This is a genomic window from Flavobacterium sharifuzzamanii, assembly GCF_003254585.1.
GTDB lineage: Bacteria > Bacteroidota > Bacteroidia > Flavobacteriales > Flavobacteriaceae > Flavobacterium > Flavobacterium sharifuzzamanii.
Map to the genome: position 1 here is coordinate 301668 of NZ_QJGZ01000041.1, position 20110 is coordinate 321777.

At 31.2% G+C, this 20110-nt stretch carries 15 protein-coding genes; 4 read left to right on the forward strand and 11 right to left on the reverse strand.

Translation table 11 applies throughout. The features are described from left to right. Positions 1-24 precede the first annotated feature (24 nt). Together DMA14_RS18590 and glsA are read left to right on the forward strand one after the other, a co-directional pair. Complete coding sequence (locus DMA14_RS18590) at positions 25-810, forward strand: DNA/RNA non-specific endonuclease (protein ID WP_111426053.1); 786 nt, start codon at positions 25-27, stop codon at positions 808-810. Between the two features lie 60 nt (positions 811-870). Beyond that, complete coding sequence (gene glsA, locus DMA14_RS18595; RefSeq protein WP_111426244.1) at positions 871-1884, forward strand: glutaminase A; 1014 nt, start codon at positions 871-873, stop codon at positions 1882-1884. A 66-nt stretch (positions 1885-1950) separates the two neighbouring features. Here the strand turns inward: glsA and rpe are convergent, their stop codons facing one another. The 11 genes from rpe to DMA14_RS18650 all read right to left on the reverse strand — a co-directional run bounded on the left by rpe (position 1951) and on the right by DMA14_RS18650 (position 18636). After that, positions 1951-2613 (reverse strand): ribulose-phosphate 3-epimerase, encoded by a 663-nt coding sequence (gene rpe / locus DMA14_RS18600; protein ID WP_111426054.1) that lies wholly within the window; start codon positions 2611-2613, stop codon positions 1951-1953. A 438-nt stretch (positions 2614-3051) separates the two neighbouring features. After that, the gene (locus tag DMA14_RS18605) at positions 3052-3915 is read right to left on the reverse strand and encodes a sigma-70 family RNA polymerase sigma factor (protein ID WP_007804760.1); all 864 of its coding nucleotides are present in this window, start codon (positions 3913-3915) and stop codon (positions 3052-3054) included. A 173-nt stretch (positions 3916-4088) separates the two neighbouring features. Continuing rightward, positions 4089-5879 (reverse strand): hypothetical protein, encoded by a 1791-nt coding sequence (locus DMA14_RS18610; RefSeq protein WP_111426055.1) that lies wholly within the window; start codon positions 5877-5879, stop codon positions 4089-4091. A gap of 17 nt (positions 5880-5896) precedes the next feature. Then, positions 5897-7126 carry a DUF4249 domain-containing protein gene (locus tag DMA14_RS18615; RefSeq protein ID WP_111426056.1) on the reverse strand — a complete coding sequence of 410 codons (1230 nt, stop codon included), beginning with the start codon at positions 7124-7126 and terminating at the stop codon, positions 5897-5899. 4 nt (positions 7127-7130) lie between these two features. Then, complete coding sequence (locus DMA14_RS18620) at positions 7131-9917, reverse strand: TonB-dependent receptor (protein WP_111426057.1); 2787 nt, start codon at positions 9915-9917, stop codon at positions 7131-7133. Beyond that, positions 9918-10661 (reverse strand): hypothetical protein, encoded by a 744-nt coding sequence (locus DMA14_RS18625; RefSeq protein WP_111426058.1) that lies wholly within the window; start codon positions 10659-10661, stop codon positions 9918-9920. 296 nt (positions 10662-10957) lie between these two features. Continuing rightward, positions 10958-12562 (reverse strand): hypothetical protein, encoded by a 1605-nt coding sequence (locus tag DMA14_RS18630; protein WP_203418336.1) that lies wholly within the window; start codon positions 12560-12562, stop codon positions 10958-10960. A gap of 71 nt (positions 12563-12633) precedes the next feature. Beyond that, a complete protein-coding gene (locus tag DMA14_RS18635) occupies positions 12634-13806 on the reverse strand; it encodes a DUF4249 domain-containing protein (RefSeq protein WP_157957738.1) in 1173 nt (390 codons plus the stop codon). Positions 13807-13824: 18 nt separating this feature from the next. Continuing rightward, a complete protein-coding gene (locus DMA14_RS18640; RefSeq protein ID WP_111426061.1) occupies positions 13825-16587 on the reverse strand; it encodes a TonB-dependent receptor in 2763 nt (920 codons plus the stop codon). Positions 16588-16606: 19 nt separating this feature from the next. Then, a complete protein-coding gene (locus DMA14_RS18645; protein WP_111426062.1) occupies positions 16607-17404 on the reverse strand; it encodes a hypothetical protein in 798 nt (265 codons plus the stop codon). Positions 17405-17673: 269 nt separating this feature from the next. Next, a complete protein-coding gene (locus DMA14_RS18650) occupies positions 17674-18636 on the reverse strand; it encodes a hypothetical protein (protein ID WP_111426063.1) in 963 nt (320 codons plus the stop codon). Positions 18637-18739: 103 nt separating this feature from the next. Here DMA14_RS18650 and DMA14_RS18655 point away from each other — a divergent pair, with 103 nt between their 5' ends. Next, on the forward strand, positions 18740-19483 hold the full coding sequence (locus DMA14_RS18655) for a hypothetical protein (RefSeq protein WP_111426064.1): 744 nt from the start codon (positions 18740-18742) through the stop codon (positions 19481-19483). A gap of 3 nt (positions 19484-19486) precedes the next feature. Continuing rightward, positions 19487-20104: a hypothetical protein gene (locus tag DMA14_RS18660; RefSeq protein ID WP_111426065.1), complete on the forward strand. Its 618-nt coding sequence runs from the start codon at positions 19487-19489 to the stop codon at positions 20102-20104. Positions 20105-20110 lie beyond the last annotated feature (6 nt).

Here is a 20110-nt window from a genome sequence, read left to right on the forward strand (position 1 = left end):
AAGTTCGCTTTTAAAAATAGAAATATGAAAGGTTGGGTAGGTTTAATTTTGCTGAGTTTTGTATTATTATCATGTAAAAGAGAAAATGCAAAAATTAAGGAAGAGATAAATAGTAATGAAGTGGTTTCTTTTAAAGGGAATTCTACTCACAAAGATTCTTTATACACAGTTGCTTATCTTCCGACTTCAACAACCAAACAAATTGTAAAGCACCAATATTACACGCTTTCTTACAATGAAAAGTTTGAGCAGGCCGAATGGGTAGCTTACGAACTGAAGAAGGAGTATCTAAAAAACAATGATTATAAAAGACCTTACTTTATAGAAGATCCAAAAGTAACAACGGGCTCAGCCGATTGGAGAAATTATAAAAAATCAGGTTATGATAAAGGCCATCTTTGTCCTGCTGGTGACATGGAGTTTAGTAAAGATGCATACAATGATACTTTTTATACTTCGAATATTTCTCCTCAGAAAAAAGAATTTAACGCTGGAATTTGGAATAGAATAGAGCAGAAGACTCGCTATTGGGCAGGAAAATACAATGATATTTATGTAGTAACTGGCGGAATTGCAAAAGATTCTGATAAAAAAATTGGAACGGAGAAAGTTGCTGTTCCCAAGTACTTTTATAAAATTGTTTTGGCTAAATCTGGAAAAGAACACAAAGCAATTGCTTTCTTAGTTCCAAACGAAAAAAGTGATCAATCTATTTATGATTTTGTTGTTCCTATTGAAACTTTAGAAAAAATGACAGGAATTGATTTCTTCCCAAATCTTAAAAACCTAAAAAGCAGTAAGGATTTTTAATTAAATACTGTTTATCCATAAATTAATCCAAGAATATAAATAAGAATGCCTTTTTTTAAAATGAACAAGCAAAAAATGATGTTTGTTGGTTTGATATTTTCTTTTATCATAAGCCACGGCTATAGCCAAACAACACTAAATAAACAAAATATAGAAAACACCCTTAACGATGCCTTTAATAAATTTAAAGATGTAAAAGAAGGAAAAAATGCCGACTATATTAAAGAGCTAGCGAATGTTGACCCCAACATTTTTGGTATTGCGCTTGTTACTGCAGATGGAACTGTATATACAAAAGGCGATATAACGTCAATGGTTTCAATTCAAAGCATATCGAAAGTATTTACCATGGCAAAAGTAATTGAACAAGAAGGGCCACAATTTTTGCAAGAAAAAATAGGGGTAAATGCGACTGGATTGCCGTTTAATTCTATTGTTGCCATAGAAATGCGTAAAGGCGATAAAATCAATCCTCTTGTAAATCCTGGAGCTATTGCCACCACGAGTCTTATTCGAGGTAATGATTCTGTAGCAAAATGGAAAGAAATTCAGAAAATTCAGAGTGATTTTGCTGGAAGGCAGCTTTCTATAAATCGTCCTGTTTATATAAGTGAGGCTAGTGATAATTTAAGAAATCAAGCTATTGCGCATTTGTTATTGGCTTATAACAGAATATATTTTGATCCAGTCCAAGCAACAGATCTTTATACGAAACAATGTGCATTGAATGTAAATGTAAAGGATCTTGCTACAATGGCGGCTACATTGGCAAATGGAGGAGTTAATCCTGTTACAAAGAATAAGGTGGTTAGTCAGGCAACTGTCATGTATACTTTGCCTGTAATGGCAACTGCAGGTCTTTATGATAATTCTGGAATTTGGCTTTTTAATTCGGGACTTCCAGCAAAGAGTGGTGTTGGAGGAGGAATATTGGCGGTATGTCCTGGTAAATTTGGAATTGCTGTTATTTCGCCGCCATTAGATGAATCTGGAAATAGTTTGAAAGCTCAGAAAGTGATCCAATATGTTGTGGAAAAGCTTAAGGCAAATCCTTATTTGATTGATCCTAAATAGATTTTAGGTAATAAAAAAGAAAAGTCCAAAATTATTTTTGGACTTTTCTTTTTTGTTTTTGAAAATTTAAAAAGCAGTAAGACTTTTTAAATCAGCTATAGTTTCTGTTGGGTTTTCGGCTTTAAAAACAAAGCTTCCGGCTACTAAAACATCTGCGCCAGCTTCTACCAATTGTTTGGCGTTTTTGCTGGTTACGCCGCCATCAATCTCTATTAGTGTTGAAGCGTTTTTGCGAGTTATCAGTGCTTTTAGTTTCTTTACTTTGTCGTAAGTATTTTCGATGAATGATTGTCCGCCAAATCCTGGATTTACGCTCATTATGCAAACCACATCAATGTCATTGATAATGTCTTCCAGTAAATCAACATTTGTGTGTGGATTCATAGCTACTCCTGCTTTCATTCCTTCTGCTTTAATTGCCTGAAGTGTTCTGTGCAAATGCGTGCAAGCTTCGTAATGTACAGTTAATCCGTTTGCGCCTAAATCTGCAAAAGTTTTAATGTAACGATCTGGATCGATAATCATTAAATGTACGTCTATATATTTTTTGGCATGTTTTGAAATTGCTTCCAGAACTGGCATTCCAAATGAGATATTCGGAACAAAAACGCCATCCATAATGTCGATATGAAACCAATCTGCCTGACTGTTGTTAAGCATTTCTGCATCACGCTGTAAATTACCAAAATCGGCAGCAAGAACTGAAGGAGCAATAAGTGTGTTTTTCATTGTATTTGTTTGTGTGTTGTTTTATTGCAAAGATAAAGTTTAACCGCAAAGTTCGCTAAGAATTACGCAAAGTTCGCAAGGTTTTTTTGTTTAATAAATAACGCAAAGAGCGCAAAGTTTTTTCGCAAAGTTCACAAAGGTTCTGTTTGAAATTATTTGGGAAGGCAAAGTTCTCAAAGCTTTGTGAACTTTGCCTTGCTTCAGATACTTAAATAAAATCTTTGTGAACTTTGCGAAAAAACTTTGCGCTCTTTGCGTTAAAAAAAAACTTCCAGCTAAATGATAAAAATAAAAAACTCCGGTAATCAGCCGGAGTTTCAATCATCAATCAAAAAACGAACAGTCAATCAAACTGTTGTTTGCGGTACAAAGGTTTCAAGTTTCATGTTTCAAGTTACAAAAGCAACCTGAAACTTTAAACCTGAAACAAATATTGTCTTATCCTAAATAAGTTTTAAGGATTTTACTTCTAGAAGTGTGTTTCAATCTACGGATTGCTTTTTCTTTAATCTGACGAACACGCTCACGAGTTAGGTCGAAAGTCTCACCAATTTCTTCAAGAGTCATTGGGTGCTGATCGCCAAGACCAAAATACAAACGAACAACATCTGCCTCTCTTGGAGTTAATGTTTCTAAAGAACGTTCGATTTCAGTACGAAGAGATTCGTGAATTAATTCTCTATCTGGATTTGGAGATTCACCAGAACGTAATACGTCATAAAGGTTAGAATCTTCTCCTTCAACAAGAGGAGCATCCATTGATAGGTGACGCCCAGAGTTTTTCATAGACTCTTTTACGTCGTTTACAGTCATGTCAAGTTCTTTTGCAATTTCCTCAGCAGAAGGTGGACGCTCGTTAGATTGCTCTAATAAAGCGTACATTTTGTTGATTTTATTGATAGAACCAATTTTATTTAATGGTAAACGTACAATACGAGATTGTTCAGCTAAAGCTTGAAGAATCGATTGACGAATCCACCATACAGCGTAAGAAATGAATTTAAAACCACGAGTTTCATCAAAACGTTGAGCTGCTTTAATTAAACCTAAGTTTCCTTCATTAATTAAGTCAGGAAGAGTTAATCCTTGATTTTGATATTGTTTAGCCACAGATACTACGAAACGTAGGTTGGCTTTTGTTAGTTTTTCTAAAGCTCTTTGATCACCAGCCTTTATTCTTTGTGCTAATTCTACCTCTTCATCAGCGGTAATTAGGTCAACTTTTCCAATTTCTTGTAGATATTTATCTAACGATGCAGTTTCACGATTAGTTACCTGCTTGGTGATTTTAAGTTGTCTCATGTTGTTGTCTCCCTATTTTTAAAGTGTACAAATGGTTATACGTATAGAGTGTCGAAAAAGTTACAAAAAAGAATGTTTTATTTTTATAAATTGAAAATTTTAATTGTGTTAAATTGTAAAGGCCTTGATTTACAATGTAATCAAGGCCTTTGTTTTTTGTTTTTTTATGTAAATTATTTTACAGTAATATTTTTTGAAACGTATACAGGCTGTCCGTTTTCGGTAAAGCCTTCAAGAATAACTTCAAAATTTCCTTTAATATCAGAAGTGTAAAAAGATAAAGTTTCTTCTTTTGTGTCTAATTTAATATCTGGTTTCCATAACAGTTGGTATCTGTAATCGGGAACTCTTTGTAATTTATTTCCAGGCGAGTAATCAGGATTATTATATACTTTTTCTGGATTAGGACGCTGAATTTCCGTCGTTTTCAGATACTTTTTTACATAATTTTCTGAAAATTCATTGTTTTTGGTTTCAAAACTAACTAATCCGCCATACAGGTTTGGTCCATATACATAAGGCTCTGTTATTAAACTAACCCTACTGACATTTGCCATGTTATAGTCAAAAAGATCACTTGGATCTTGAATTAAAAGTCCATCAACAAGTACCAATGGTGGTCCATACATTTCTAAATCTTTTTGATTATTTCTTATATGGAGCTGATATTTGCCATTGTTTCTTCTATAATAAAGTTCGACAATAACTTCGACTATGTTTTCTTTTAAAGTTGGAAATCGAGTGTAATCGTCTAAAACATAAGATTTTTCAATTGTAGTAAAAAATGGATTCATAACGGCCTCTGTAACCAAACTGTCTTTTTTAATTTGGTAGTAGGCATTTTGAATCTGGCTTGCTGTAGATCTTTCTTCAATATCCTTTTTTAATTCCGGCGACAAATTTAGTTTTGATGTAAATTGTAATGAAGAAGCTTCAAATTTTGGAAATGGATCAAGATTGACTGTATAATCATTTCGGTTTTCATCAATTACTTGGAAAATTGCATTTGGAAAATTTGGAAATTGATCAAGTAAAAACGCAAATTTTCCCTGAGCATTTGTTTTAACAATTTTTAAAACATATTCTTTTCCAGGTAGAGATAATGCAATTGATTTGTTGGCAATATCTCGGTTGTTTTTTGAAGTTAAGTTTCCAGTAATTAATTCAGATCTAATTTCTGGCACATAATTTAAACTGTTTGGAGTATTAACATAGTTCTCAGTAGTTTTTTTTGCAAACTCTGATGCTGTTAATTGTTGTAATGTTGGAATCTGATCTGTTTTTCGTATTGAAATAGAATAGTTTCCTTTTTCAACAGTTTCGGTCAAATGCTTTAATTGTAAGCTGACTTTTTCTCTGGTATAGTAACTTTCTTTATCAAACGCAAAATCTATTCTTTTGTCATTTGCAGTATTAGAATTTGTTGCTTGAATTGCGGGATTAGATTTTGCTGGATTGGTAATGTCAAATGTGATATTGTCATTCGGTTCTTGAGTCTGAAATGGATTAATGATGAAAATATCAATTTCGTATTTCTGAGAATTAACATTATTAAGCATCCATTTTGTATAAGCTACAACTTTGTAATTTCCTGTTTTTAATGTTGTAGGTATAAAATAGTCTCCAGTTCCAATTCCTTTGTCAAGGAATATTTTGTTTTTTTGAAGCGATTTTTTTTCACTGTCAATCAATTCAACGTAAGCAATTTTGCTAATTGCACTAACTTTGTTGTTTAATGGATTAAGACAATATAATTTGAAATATAATGTCTCACCAGTCAAAAAAGTAGTTGTGTTTGAATGTATAAAAATGGTTTCTTGAGCCGAAGTGTCAGGAAATGAATTTTTGTTCTGTAAACTTTGGGCGCAAGCAAAATCGATTTGAATAAACAAAAGCATCAAAAACAGCAATTGCTTGATTCTAACTGAAATATTATTCTGATTATATATAGAAAGGTGTTTCATGAATTTTTTAAAAAAGATTAATCTACCCAAAAAGGAGGAACGATATTAGAAGAAAATGAGGTGCAGTCTCCACAAGCTGGTTTTACCATTCCGTAATTGCCATTGTAATCGGTTGAAACAAATACTAGTTCTTTCGATTTAATTGCTCCACGTAATTGATTTCTGGCGCAAGGAGGAAGGCCTTCACAATCTGCAAAATCTTTTACGACGCAGTCACTTTCATAATATGGAGGCAAAGGTTCTTTTGGAAATAAATCTGCATAATTGAAGAAAATTCTTTCTGAAGAAACAGAAGAAACTTCAAAGAAGCCGATAACTTTTTCTGATGGATTTTCTACAGATTTTATGTTTCCGTAAAAGAAACCTGGCTGTTTTGGAGAAAGTACACCGCCTGATGATGATAAATCTTTTAAAGTTTTGTAATACGTATATGCAGCTAGATTTTGAACATACTGCCTTACGAAGATGGAATAGCGATGAGAAATTATATAGTTTTGATTGCTAATAAAACGTACAGGAAAATGCACGCGATCTTCGCTAAGGCTGTTGGTATTGTTTAAGATTATATCATTAGATTTTTTAGTAGAAAAGCACGTTCTGGTTTCTCGATTTCTCAGTCTTACCAAAATATCTTCACCTGCTGGTGAACCCGGAAAATCTTGGTCAGGATCTGGTGGAATAGCAGGAAAACTAACGATCACGGTTTCCTGACTGCTCCATACTGGCGCAACAATTTTGTATGTTTCGGTGTATTCGTAACGATAATATTTTGAAGTATTGGTTGGGTCAAAACTGTTTACATTAATCTGCACACCTCTTTCTCCATTTACATTTTCTGCAGTTGCAGTAACATTTTCAATTTTGGTTTCAGTTGTTAAAACCTGTTCATCAGAAGTATAGTTTTTGCCTTCTTTTGTCTTAATTCTTAATTGGTATTTTCTTCCAGGCTCAGCTCTGAAAGGTGTTATAGAAGAGTAGATTGTATCTTTTTCTTCAAATTGGTATTCGTTACCCTTATCGTCAGTAACAAAAACATTTGCTCCTTTTTCAAGCCTTGGACCGCTTTCTTCAAGCTGATAAACTTGTGAAAGTCTTATGGTTTGATTTTTAAGTTCGTTTGTTATAGTTCCCTCAACTACGAGAGCGCTTTCAAAATCTGTATTTTGAAAAACATATTGCTCCGTACAGCTACTAATAGTAACTGTTAGAAGTAATAATAGTGATATTTTATATAGATATTTTTTCATGATTTTAAAACTTGAAATTATAGGTAATACTTGGAATTGGAATAGAGAAAATAGATGTTTTGTAAGCTTTAATCTGCCCTTTGTCTGTGACAAAAAATACAGAATAAGGATTGTTTCTTCCTAAAACATTATAAACCGAAATATTCCAAAAACTATGCGCTAACTTTTTGATTTTATGATTTCCTTCGATGTTCAAACCAATATCAAGTCTGAAATAATCTGGAATTCTAAATTTGTTACGGTCACTATATACAGTATATTGCTCATTGCCGTAATCGTATCTTCCAATCGGATACGTAATTGGTCTTCCTGTTTGATAAATAAAATTACTAGAAAAACTATAACGTTTAGTAATTCTGTAGTTTAAAACTGCACTGAAGTCATGTGGCTTGTCAAAATTGGAAGCAAAATACTTTCCGTCATTTACTTTTTCCTGCTGAAACTGACTATCAAGCTTTATCAATGATCTTGAATAAGTGTAGCCAAGCCAACCGTTTAATTTACCTACTTGTTTCTTTAGTAAAACTTCGACACCATACGCTTTTCCTTCACCTTGTAAAAGTTCGGTTTCAATATTTTCATTAAGCAATAATTCTGCTCCAACTTTATAATCTAGAATATTTTTAGATCTTTTATAATAACCTTCTAAACTAAGCTCGATATCACCACCTTTTAAGTTTTTGTAGAAGCCTAAAGAAACTTGCTGCGCGCTTTCTGGTTTAACATTCAAATCTGAAAGTTTCCAAATGTCAGTCGGAGATTGTGTCGTGTTGTTTGATAATAAATGAATGTATTGATAGGTTTTGTCATAACTTGCGCGAACAGAAAAATCGTCTGTAAGGAAATATCTTGCGGCAAGTCTTGGTTCTAGTCCGCCATATCTTTTGATTACTTCATTATTACCATATGTTTTTGTTTCAGTTACTGTAGCATCGCTTATAGGTTGATTCTCTTCGTAAATTCGCTGAGTAGATTTTCCTAAAGCGGCAAAAGTCGAATAACGTAAGCCAAAATCAAGAAGGAATTTATCGCTTATTTTGAAATTATCACCGATGTATGCTGCAGATTCTAAGCCTTTTTCTGTTTCTACATCAATTGGAATTAAGGTAGACTGAGGATTTTTAGGGCTTAAATATCCTGGATCAACAGTATATAATTTTGTCGAAAGTCCGTAACTGAATTTATGCTTATTGCTATAAAGGTAATTCATTTTCAGCATTGCCTGAGTTTCATCAATTTTATAGCCAAAATCAAAATTGTTTACTCCTTCAGACTGATAATCAATATTGAATTTATATTCACTATTGGTAACTATTAATGAACCTTTGTTTTTTTCATTGAAAGTGTGATTCCATTTTAAAGTTGCCAATCTGTTGCTGTACTTGTATAAAGAATCTGAAGAGACACTAAATTTATCGTGGCTGTAGTATAAAGTAGATTCAATATCATTATTAGCATTTATTTTATGATTGTACTTTAAAATTAAATCGTAAAACGAAGCTTGGCTATTTTTTAAATTTTCATCATCTAAACTTTTTAAGATATAATCTGAATAAGTTGCTCTTCCTCCTGCAACTAAACTAGATTTTCCTTTTACAATTGGAGTTGATACCATTAAATTACTGGTTACAGGACCAATACCACCTTCACCTTGAAATTCGTTTACATTTCCACTTTTTGATGAAATGTCAAAAACAGATGATAGCCTGCCTCCAAATTCAGCTGGAATACTTCCTTTGTAGATGTCTACTTTTTTGGTTGTATAAGGATTTAGAGCAGTAAAAAATCCAAAGAAATGTGATGGATTGTATAATGTAGCGTGATCTAGCAAAAATAAATTTTGGTCCTCTTTACCTCCTCGAACATTAAATCCAGCAGAACCTTCACCAGCTGTTTTTATTCCAGGCATGGTTAAAGCAACTTTAAGTATATCTCGCTCGCCAAGAACAAGAGGAACGTTTTTAATTCCTTCAGAATCAATTGTGGTTACTCCAGTTATAGCAGATTTTGCACTTTTGCTTTTATTGGTTTTAATAAGTACTTCGTCCAGTTGATTTATATTGTCTGTTAAAGAAAGATTTAATGCGCCATCATTATAAACCATTATATTTTTGGTGACTTTGTTATAGGAGAAACTTTCGGTTTCCACAACATTTAATCCTCCTGGAACTTGCAGGCTGTAAAATCCTTTTTTGTCTGTTACAGCAGAGAATTCAGAATTTGGTATTTTTACGACAACATTGGCAAGTGCTGAATTGTTTTTTCCGCCTCGTATGAAACCAGACAAGGTATAAGTAGATTTCTTTTTTTGATTTTTAACTTCTTTACCAATAAGAACAAGATCCCGAATATTTTTATTTGGATTTCTTGAATTTGTCTTTTTTATTGAATCATATTGCTGATAGAATATAGGAGTTGTTATTTGTCCGTTTTCGTCTCTTTCGAGAGGAACTCCAAAATAATCATCAGGCAATTGGCTATAAATAATACTGTTATTGGTTACTATAACTTTGTTTTCAGAAATATAAAAGTTAAAGCTTGTGTTCTGAAAAACATCTTCAAGAACTTCACCAATTTTAACTTCTTTATATTGTTTGGTTATAGAAACACTGTCGTTTTCAAACCATTTTTCATCAAAATAGAATTTGTAGTAAGATACTTTTTCAATATCTTGAATAGCAGTTTTTATGTTTGCATTTTTAAATTCAACCGTTATTTTGTCACTAATTACTTGGGAGTATATAATTTGTTGAAAGGAGAATAAAAATAGAATAAGAGTAATTTTTTTCATTTAATTAGAACTTTTTTTTAAAAGACCATTGATTTGTTTCGTTAGATTTTCCATGAATTGAGCTTTATTGGAATGTTCTAATTTTTTGTCGGTTTTGTAGATATTGTTTATTTCCTTTTTATAGTTTGGGAAAATTTTCTTAAAATCCTTTTCTGTTTCAACTTTATAGAAATAGTTGTTGTATTTTAAGACGTAACCTACTTTATAAATGAAATTATAGTAGATTAAATCTGCTTGAAGAGATTTTACTTTTTCTTTAGTATGTTTGGTGTAAAGAGAGACATTGTCTCCAATGTATGTTTCTTCATAGAATCCTTTTATGATAGAAGGAAATTTTACCGATTCTTCTTTAAGGTTGACAAACTTTTTATTTTTGATAAAGAAATAATCAACTTTTTCGGTAATTAGGTTGATTGGCAAATTTTCTGAAGAGCCATTCTGTTTGTAGATGACTTGATCAAGAAGAATGTCATATTTAAGATTAACGCTAGAATAAATCTGTCCCTCAAAACTGATATCGCCAATATTAAACTCTTCAGTATAATATCTGTTTTTCCCAGCTATTGGTCGAAAAGGTTCGCTATGAACTATTCCGTTGTTAATATTTAAATTGTCTTTTCCGACTGTTTGGTCGAAGTAATCGTATAATGAGGATTTTTCAGCAGATTGTGAATGTAGATACGATATGTTTAATAGGCTTGCAAATAACGATAGGTAAATCGCTTTTTTTTTGTGATTTTTCAAAGGAAATGTGATTTTTTTTGTTTTTGGATTGATGGTTCCAAAAGTATTAAAAAAATGTTATAAAAATCACGTTATAGTGTTAAAATGTAATAAAAATTCTATATAATTTGTTTTAAATTATATTCATAGTATATTTTTTAACCTAAAACTCGACTTAAATATCATCTGTAATTATTTTTAATTTTTAAATCAATAAATCTAAAAAAATAAGGTTTCTTTAAATTGAAAAGCGCCCAATTCAGTTGAGAATTGGAGCTTTTTATAAATAAACCTTTAGTAAACTAAGATCTGATTATTTACTCAGTTTTGAATGTTTTATAAAAATGAACATACTTTCCTGTTTCGGTAATTCCTTCTAAGATGATTTCATAATCTCCGGAAATATCAGATGTATAAAAAGGGATTGTCATATTGCTATTGTTAAAAACAATATTGGGTTTCCAAAGCAATTGATGTCTATAGTCAGGAATTCGGCTAAGAGTATTTGATGTTTCATATTTTGGCTCAAAATATACTTTTGTAGGTTCGGGTCTTAAAATCGTCGTTTTTAAAATATTTTTATCCGTGTAAATAGTGGCAAAATCTTTATTTTTTGTAACGATGCTCACAATTCCATTAAATATTTTTGGTCCATAACAGTAAGGGCTGTCAACAACGCTAATACTTTCGATTTGATAAGCGTTGTAATTTAATAGTGCATTTATGTTCTGAATTTGTAGCCCATCAACCAAAACAAGACATGGCTCGGGAGATTGTACGATATTGTATCTGGAATCACTTAAATATAATGAAGGAATCTGATTGTAATCTTTAAAGTTAAGTTCGACAATGATTTCTATTATTGTTTCTTTAAACGTTCTAAATCGTTCAAAATCATCGAGATTATATTTTTTTTCGGTAGGTTGAAAAAAGAAATCTGTATTAGCGGTTTCAATAAGGCTGTCCTTCTTTTGCGAGAAATAAACGTTTTCTACTTGACTTGCCAATGAACGCTCTTGAATTGCTTTTAAATTTTTGCTAGAAATAGAAGTCTTATTGGAAAAGATTAAGTTTGATAAATCCGGACTTGGTGTTTGATCTATTACAATTTCGTAATTTTCCTTATCAAGTTCTGATAACTGCACATAGCATTCTGATGTACTGGTTTGTTTATCTAGTAAAAAAATGAATTTTCCGTTGCGATCTGTTTTAGTGGTCTTGAAAATGAAATTTTTTCCAGGAATAGATAATGTAACTACTTTAGAATCTAAATTAGAATTTGCAGCTTTTGCAGTTAGAAATCCAGTTATAATTTCGCCTCTTGTTTCTGGAAGTATCTTTATGTCTTGGTTCAAATTTGTATCAGTGTTAATAGTTTCGCTATCTGTGTTTGTAGGCATAAGATCTATTTTCTTGATATTTAGAAAGTAATTCCCTTGATCCAATGTTTTTGGTATTAGAAGAGAAGCTTTTTCTCTTTTAGAATATTTTTCTTTATTAAGACTCAAAAGGATATTTTCAGATGTGTTTTTGGTTCCATTTTTAGAAACGTCAACTTTGCTAGAAGTGCTATCAATAATCATATTGATGTGTTCTTGAAATGGATTTATAATGGTGAAATCTTTCTCAAAAAAGTTATTTTGACTATTGTTTAACATCCAGTTTGTATAAGCAATAAGTTTATAGTTTCCTGTTGTTAATGTTGTTGGAATAAAATAATCACCAGATCCAATTCCGTTTTTTAAACTAATTTTAGTTTTAAACACACTTTCTTTACGATCGTTAATTACTTCTAGATAAGCAACTTCGCTAATATCTGAAAACACAGTTCTTTTATTTAAACAGTATAATTTATAGTATAGTGTTTCACCAGTTAGAATTGTCGAGGTGTTAGTTTTGATCAATATTGATTCTGTGCTCAAAATAGTATTGTTTTGAGCATTACTTTTATAAGTGAAATTTACTAATAGCACTAGAAAAGCTAATTTGATTTTTAATTTTCCCAAAATGAAGGTATTACGTTAGAAGAAAATGTTGTACAATCGCCGCATTGTTTTTCAACCATCCAGTATGATGTTGGAGACAATCCCGGACCTCCTCCTATATAAACATGTGTGCTGAGTACTTTATAATTGTCAACGGGTATGTCACTAAACTGAATTTCTTCGGGCTCGCACTTTCTAAAGAATGTCGTTGGATCATCTGATGGAAAAATGTCGGTAAAATTGAAAAAGATTCTTTTTTTTGCAACCGAGGCAACTTCAAAGAAACCAACCACTTTTTCTGATGAATCTGAAGTTGATTTGATATTTCCGATAATGTATCCGGGCTGGTTTGGGGATAACAATTCTCCTGAATCAACCATTTTTTTTGATGTATAATAGTAATCATAAGCAGCTTGACTTTGGGTGTATTGAGAAACTAAAATGCTATAACGATAAGCGATTATATAATTTGATTTGTCAATAAAGCGAACAGGGAAATTTACACGGTCTTCGGTTAGATCTTTTGTATTTGTTTGTATAATGCCAGTTGAATGTTTTGTGCTGTAGCAAATATGAGTATTTGGTTCGGCTGGTACTATAATCATTTTAAAACTACCTTGATAAGGTACTAATTCTACACGTTCTGTTGTGTTGTAAACAGTTTGTACTTTATAAGTCTCCTCGTATTCATAACGATAATATTTAGAGGTATTTGCTGGATCAAAACTTTTAACATTAATCTGAACACCTTGTGTGCCATCTTTTTCAGCCATTTTAGCTTCTAGATCAATAGAGTTTTGTGTAGTTAAAACTTGCTGTGAAGAAATATAAGATTTGCCAGATTTTGTTGTAATTTTTAATTGATAGTTTTTGTTTGGTTCTACTTTAAATTCATTTACAGAAATATATTTTCCATCTTTTTCGTCAAAATTAAATACGTTTCCATCGCTATCAACAACAGTAACTTTAGCTCCAGATTCAGGCTTTTTTATTGTGTCATTAACTAGTCTTGTTCGCGAAATGTTTATTTCCTGATATTTTAATTCGTTCGTTAATGTAGCTTCAACACTCATTGCATCTTCAAAATCTTGATTTTGATACACATATTGTTCCGTGCAACTTGATAAAAAGGCAAATGCAAAAAAGGCCAACGATGTTTTTTTGATTATTGATAAATTCATATGCATGAGATAAATGAATTAAAATTTGATATTGTAAGTTATTGTCGGAATTGGAACAGAGAAAATGGATGTTTTATAAGCCTTGATTTTTTTATCTTCAGTAACAAAATAAACATTATAAGGGTTATTTCGTCCCAAAACATTATAAACTGATAGGTTCCAAAAGCTATGAGCGAGTTTTTTTATTTTGTGATTTCCTTCAAAATTAAGACCAATATCTAATCTATAATAATCTGGAATTCTATATTGGTTACGATTGCTGTATAAAGTAAATTGCTCTCCTGTTAAGTCATAAGATCCGATTGGAAAAGTGACAGGTCTGCCGGTTTGGTAAACAAAATTGGTTGACAAACTATATCTTTTCGTGAATTTATAATTTAGAATAGCGCTAAAATCATGCGGTTTGTCATAATTAGTTGGAAAATATTGGCCGTTATTTATTTTTTCAGAATCAAATCTGCTATCGAGTTTTATTAATGCTCGAGAATAAGTGTAACTAAGCCATCCGTTAAAATTTCCTTTTTCTTTCTTGATTAAAAATTCAACTCCATAAGCTTTTCCTTCTCCTTGAAGAAGTTCGGTTTCTATGTTTTCGTTCAAAAACAATTCGGCACCAACCTTATAGTCTAGAATGTTTTTTGAACGCTTATAGTAACCTTCAACGCTTAGTTCTAACGATTTTTCAATTATATTTTTGAAAAGTCCCAACGAGAATTGATTAGAAGATTGTGGCTCAGTATTTAAATCTGAAAGTTTCCATACATCCATTGGAGATTGAGTGGTGTTCGTAGACAGTAAATGCATATATTGATATGTTCTGTCAAAACTTGCTTTTACGGATAAGTCAGGCATTATAAAATAGCGAGCTGAAATTCTGGGCTCAAAACCACCATAAGTTTTTACAGACTCATTATTGGAGTAAGTTTTGGTGTCAACAATAGTCCTATCAGATTTAGGCTGGTCATCTTGGTAAATGTTTTGTGTAGAAGGGCCAAGTGCAGAATAGAAAGAATAACGCAAACCTAAATTAATTAAAAACTTATCGTTGACTTTATAGTTTTCGGTAAAAAATAAAGCCGATTCTAAAGCTTTTTCTTTTTCAAGTGTGAGATCTTTAATTACAGAGTTGCTGCCTGTTGGTTTGAGGAAGCCAGGTTCAACATTGTATAATTTACTGCTAATGCCATAATTGAATAAATGCTTTTCATTAAGAGCATATTTCATTTTAAAAACAAACTGAGTCTCATTAATTTTATAGCCGTAATCAAATGATTTTTCAGGTTGAGAATCGTAATCGATGTTAAATTTATATTGGCTATTAGTAACAATTAGTGAAGATTTGTTTTTTACATTGAAATCATGATCCCATTTTACTGTTGCCAATAAATTGCTGTATTTGTAGATAGAATCTGAATTAATGCTGTATTTGTCGTGACTATAATACACGGAAGTTTCCAGATCATCTTTTTTTGAGATTTGATGATTGTATTTTAAAAGCAAATCATAAAAAGAAGCTTGACTATTGTCTAATTCAGGTTCTTTAATAGTTTTTAGAATCCAATCAGAATAACTTGCTCTACCACCAAATACCAAACTTGATTTTTCTTTTACTATCGGGATTTCAAGCGTAACATTGCTCATTACAGGGCCAATTCCAGCTTCGCCAGAAACTTTTTCGGTATTTCCGTCTTTAGATTTAATATCAAAAACAGAAGAAAGGCGTCCTCCAAACTCAGCGGGAATACTTCCTTTGTAGATATCGGCTGTTTTGGTTGTAAATGGATTTACAGAAGAAAAGAAACCCAAAAAGTGAGATGGGTTGTAGAGAGAAGCGTTGTCAAGTAAAAACAAGTTTTGATCATCTTTTCCTCCACGCACATTAAAGCCCGCAGAACCTTCGCCTGCCGTTTTTATCCCCGGAAGTGTTGTTGCGACTTTAAAAATATCTCTTTCGCCTAGAATTAAAGGTACGTTTTTGATGTTTTCGACATTAATACTTGTAAGGCCTGCAACTGCCGAAGCTGTGTTTTTGGTTCTTTTATTTTCGATGACAACTTCTTTAAGTGCATTTACATTTTCGTCTAAATTAAAATCAACTTTTCCGTTGCTGTAAAGCACAATCTTTTTAGCCTTTGATTGATGACTGATTGATTGTATTTCAATTATATTAATTCCGGCAGGAACTCTAAAACTGTAATAACCGTTTGCATCACTTGTTGTACTGATGTCTTTGTCTTTTACTTTAATGGTGATGTTATATTCTGGTTTTTCTGAAATTCTGTCTTTTACATAGCCAGAAAGGGTATAGGTTTGAGATGTGTTTATCAAAGACTGTTTTCCTAGAGAAATAATAGAGTCTGTATCTTTCTTAGAATCATTCAGATACTGTTTATTATAAATTGGAACAATTTGCAAATTGGCAGTCTTATTAGCATTTTTATCATCGGTATTTTCAAAATATTTTTCAGTTATAATGTTTGAGATTAAAAGCCCATTACTTAAAATAATATTGTTGTTATCGATAATGTAATTTATAGTTGTGTTATTCAAAATAGCATCTAAAACCACTGAAATAGATGTATTACTGAATTCGCCAGAAATCAGTTCATCATTAGATAGCCACTGATCCTCAAAATAGAAATGAAAAGAAGTATTTTTTTCGACTATCTCAATAGCTTTCTTTCGTGTTACATTTGAATATTTGATAGAAATATTTTTTTCTTGCGAAAAGAGAAAAATTGGCAGTAAAAAAAATAAATAGAAGATAAAGTGTTTTTTCATTTAGATTTTAGAATAGAGCTTATAAATTGTTGTCAATAAATTTTATTAAATCTGCTTTGAACTGGTATGGATTTGTCTCTTCCAGAATTTTATTTTTTTTGTAAAAATCTTTTATTTCTTTTTTTAGTTGAGGAAATATTTCAAGGGCTTCTTTTTGCGTATTTACAGATGCAAATTTTGAATTATAAAGTAGTTGGTAATTAGTGTATTCTTTGAATTCTGTATATAAAGCAGTTTCGCTAATTGTTTCCTTAGCAGTTTTAGTGTGCTTAATGTATAAGGAGATATTTTTACCTAAATATTTTTCTTCAAAAAAACCAGTAATGGACTTCGGATATCTATATTTATTGTCAATGTTGATAAATCTCTTTTCTCCAATTATAAAATAATCAGTTTTTTCATTTATGAGTGTTATGCCGAAAGTGCTTATGTTTTCGAATGACTTAACAAGCTGGTCTTTGTATATGTCATACTTTATAAAGATGTTTTCATACAACTGATTGTCGTAAAAAACAGATCCTTTAAGAAAGTCTTTACTTGAATAATAATTGTGGCTGTTTTTTAAATTATAAGGATCAATATGAATTTTGCCATTGTTGATGTTTAAGATCTCTCCGTCAACTATTTTGTCAAAATAATTGGAGACTTCTTTTTTTTCATTAGTTTGAGAAAAACTGTTGATTGAAATTAATAGTAGGATGAAAATTACTGGTGAGTAATTTGTGATTTTCAATGGTTGGCTTTTATAATATAGTTTGAATTTAAAAGAGATAAATGATAGCGTTTTTATTCTTGACATTGCAATACTCTTTCTCATCAATAATTTGGTTTTGTGTAGCGATTTTCCATATAAAACTATGTTAATGATAGTCCTTTAAAAAATAAATTAAACCAACAACATTGATTTTTAAACCAACAGCATTATTTATCCTACAATGTGTTTCTTGAAAACGTTGTAGTTTAGTGTTTTAACTATTTGATTTTAGATTGAAAAGTAGGTGTAAAAACTGAAAAACCCCGTTTCTTGATTATGAAACGGGGTTTTTGCTATGAATAAATCTTGAGTGAATTATGGAATATTTGATTTTAAAAAAGCAAGTCAACTTGTGAATTAATTTTTTCAATATAATAATCTATTTTTCGAATGGCTCGATTAAAGAATATGTTTTGCTCCTTAATACCTGATTGTCCTAGCGGTTTTGAGTTTATGATTTGTTGTTTAAAAAATTGATGCACGTTATTGCAGCTTTCTTCATTATCGGTAATAAAATAGCCTAAGAGTGTGTAAGGAACAAACATGGTTAACTTTTCGTCCGTTTCGATAAGCATATTATTGTTGAGCAAGATTAACTCGTTATAATAGATGTTAAACTTTGTATTTTTTACGTTACATTTTTCCTGAATCAAATTGATAATTCTTTTCAGGTCTTTACAGAGGGCATTTGCATTTTTTAAAGAAAGTAAACCGGCTTCATGAAAGTACAGAATTTGTTGTAAACTGCTGTTTATGGTAGTGTCATTCCAAACTTCATTTACCACTGTGTTTTCATACACATTTTTTAACTTCTGCATATATTCTGCAAAAGATTCTTCGATTATAAAGTTTTCAAAATTGACTTTCTTTTGATTGGCGTTTAAAAGATTCAGCCATACAAAAGCTTTAAATTTTGATAAGATAGTTCCATCCATAAAATAAAACAGCGGAATATCCTTAGCAGAATAAAATAGTGTTGTGTTGGGATTTTTAGTCAATACTTCGATTTGTTCTGCCGATGTTTTGAAATATTGAAGCATATCTTTTAAAGTTTCTATTTCAATAGTCTTTTCTATAATTACTTTTTCTCTTTTCGAAAATAGATTGTCTAATGAAATATTAAAATGATTTGCTAATGTGATGGTTTCATCAATCGAAAATTTACTTTTTTCAGATATTCTTCTGTGTGATGCATCGTAGCTTATCTCTAAAACTGCAGCAATCTCCTCAATTATAGAAACTGATTTAGGGATTTTAGCTCGAAGCGCTTTTAAAAAGGATTCTTGATATTTCATAATTTGCGATAATCACAAATATAAGAAATAGTTTTATTGATTTAAGCAAATTTACATGTGATAATTACAATATGTTTGTCCCGTAATTTTAAAATAATGATTTATGAAAACATCAATTTTAGTAATTCTAAGTTTTGTTTTTGGATACTCTTACGGTCAGAATTCAGTTCTAATTGAAAATGATCCTGCTGAATTGCATTCTCAAATTTTCAGCCTTTCACCAATGTCTAAAAAAGTTGATAAAGTAAATGGACTTGTATTTGGAGTTGGGCATGTTGAAAACAAAAATGTAGAGCATCAAACAATAAACGGATTAAACATGGAAGCTAATCCAGCACCAGTAGTTGGAGCATTCTATGCTTTTATGTCCTTAATGTATATGGATGAGATAATTAAAAACAATAAAAAATCGGATAGCATTAAAAATACTGAAGATTATTATAAAATTAAGAATATGAATCATTTTCCTCATTTAAGACTAAATGGTATAAATGTTAGTACGGGATGTTTCTTTACCACAACTAGTATGAATGGATTAAATGTATCTGTTGGAAATAAATTCAATAATTTTAATGGGCTTTCGGTTACAGTTTTAGGAACAATTTCAGATCAACAAAACGGGCTTTCGATTGGTATTTATAATGCTAATAATAGTTTGGCAGGCTCAACAGTTGGAATTTACAACCAATCCTATCAATTAAGAGGATTGCACCTGGGAATTTTTAATCAAACCAGAATTAACAGAGGTGTACAAATTGGCGTTTTGAACAAGTCAAATTCAAAAGGCTTTCAGATGGGGCTTTGGAATGTAAATAATAAAAGGTCAATGCCTTTCTTAAACTGGTAAATTATGAGACGATGTTTATTACTACTAATTCTTATATTTTCAGAATTTACATTTGCCCAAAATGAATCTCAAAATTTATCTGATGAATACGAGAGGGTTTATGTTGAAGCTGGTTTTGTGCAGCCAATAGGAGAGCTTTCTGATAAGTTTGATTTATCGCCGTCATTTGGATTTTGGTTTAGAAATAAATTAAATCGGGAAGATTTTGTAGATTTTGGATTTAACTTTTTTGTGCCAAAAAATCCTGTCGATGTCAATTTTAAATATCGGGATTCTATTGTACAATACAAATCGAGTCATTTTGCGATAAATATGGGAACGCGTTTTGCAAAAGTTATTCCGTTATCTCGGCAAAAAACAGATTTTAATTTAGAATGGAATTCGGGAATTGGTTTGGCTCTAAATTTTTATAATGCTCCAAAAGAATTAGAATTTGGAAAGGGAGAACACGCAAAAGAAGTTTTGACTACATTTTATTTATCACAAGGAATCAAGATTAATTATAGAAATACCGGATTGCAATGTCATTATCAATGGTCGCCTTATAATTTGTTTAATGATCAAGTTGAAAAGAATTTTGGTTCCCAAAGTTTGATGTTTGGAATCGTTTACAGACAATAGTAAAAG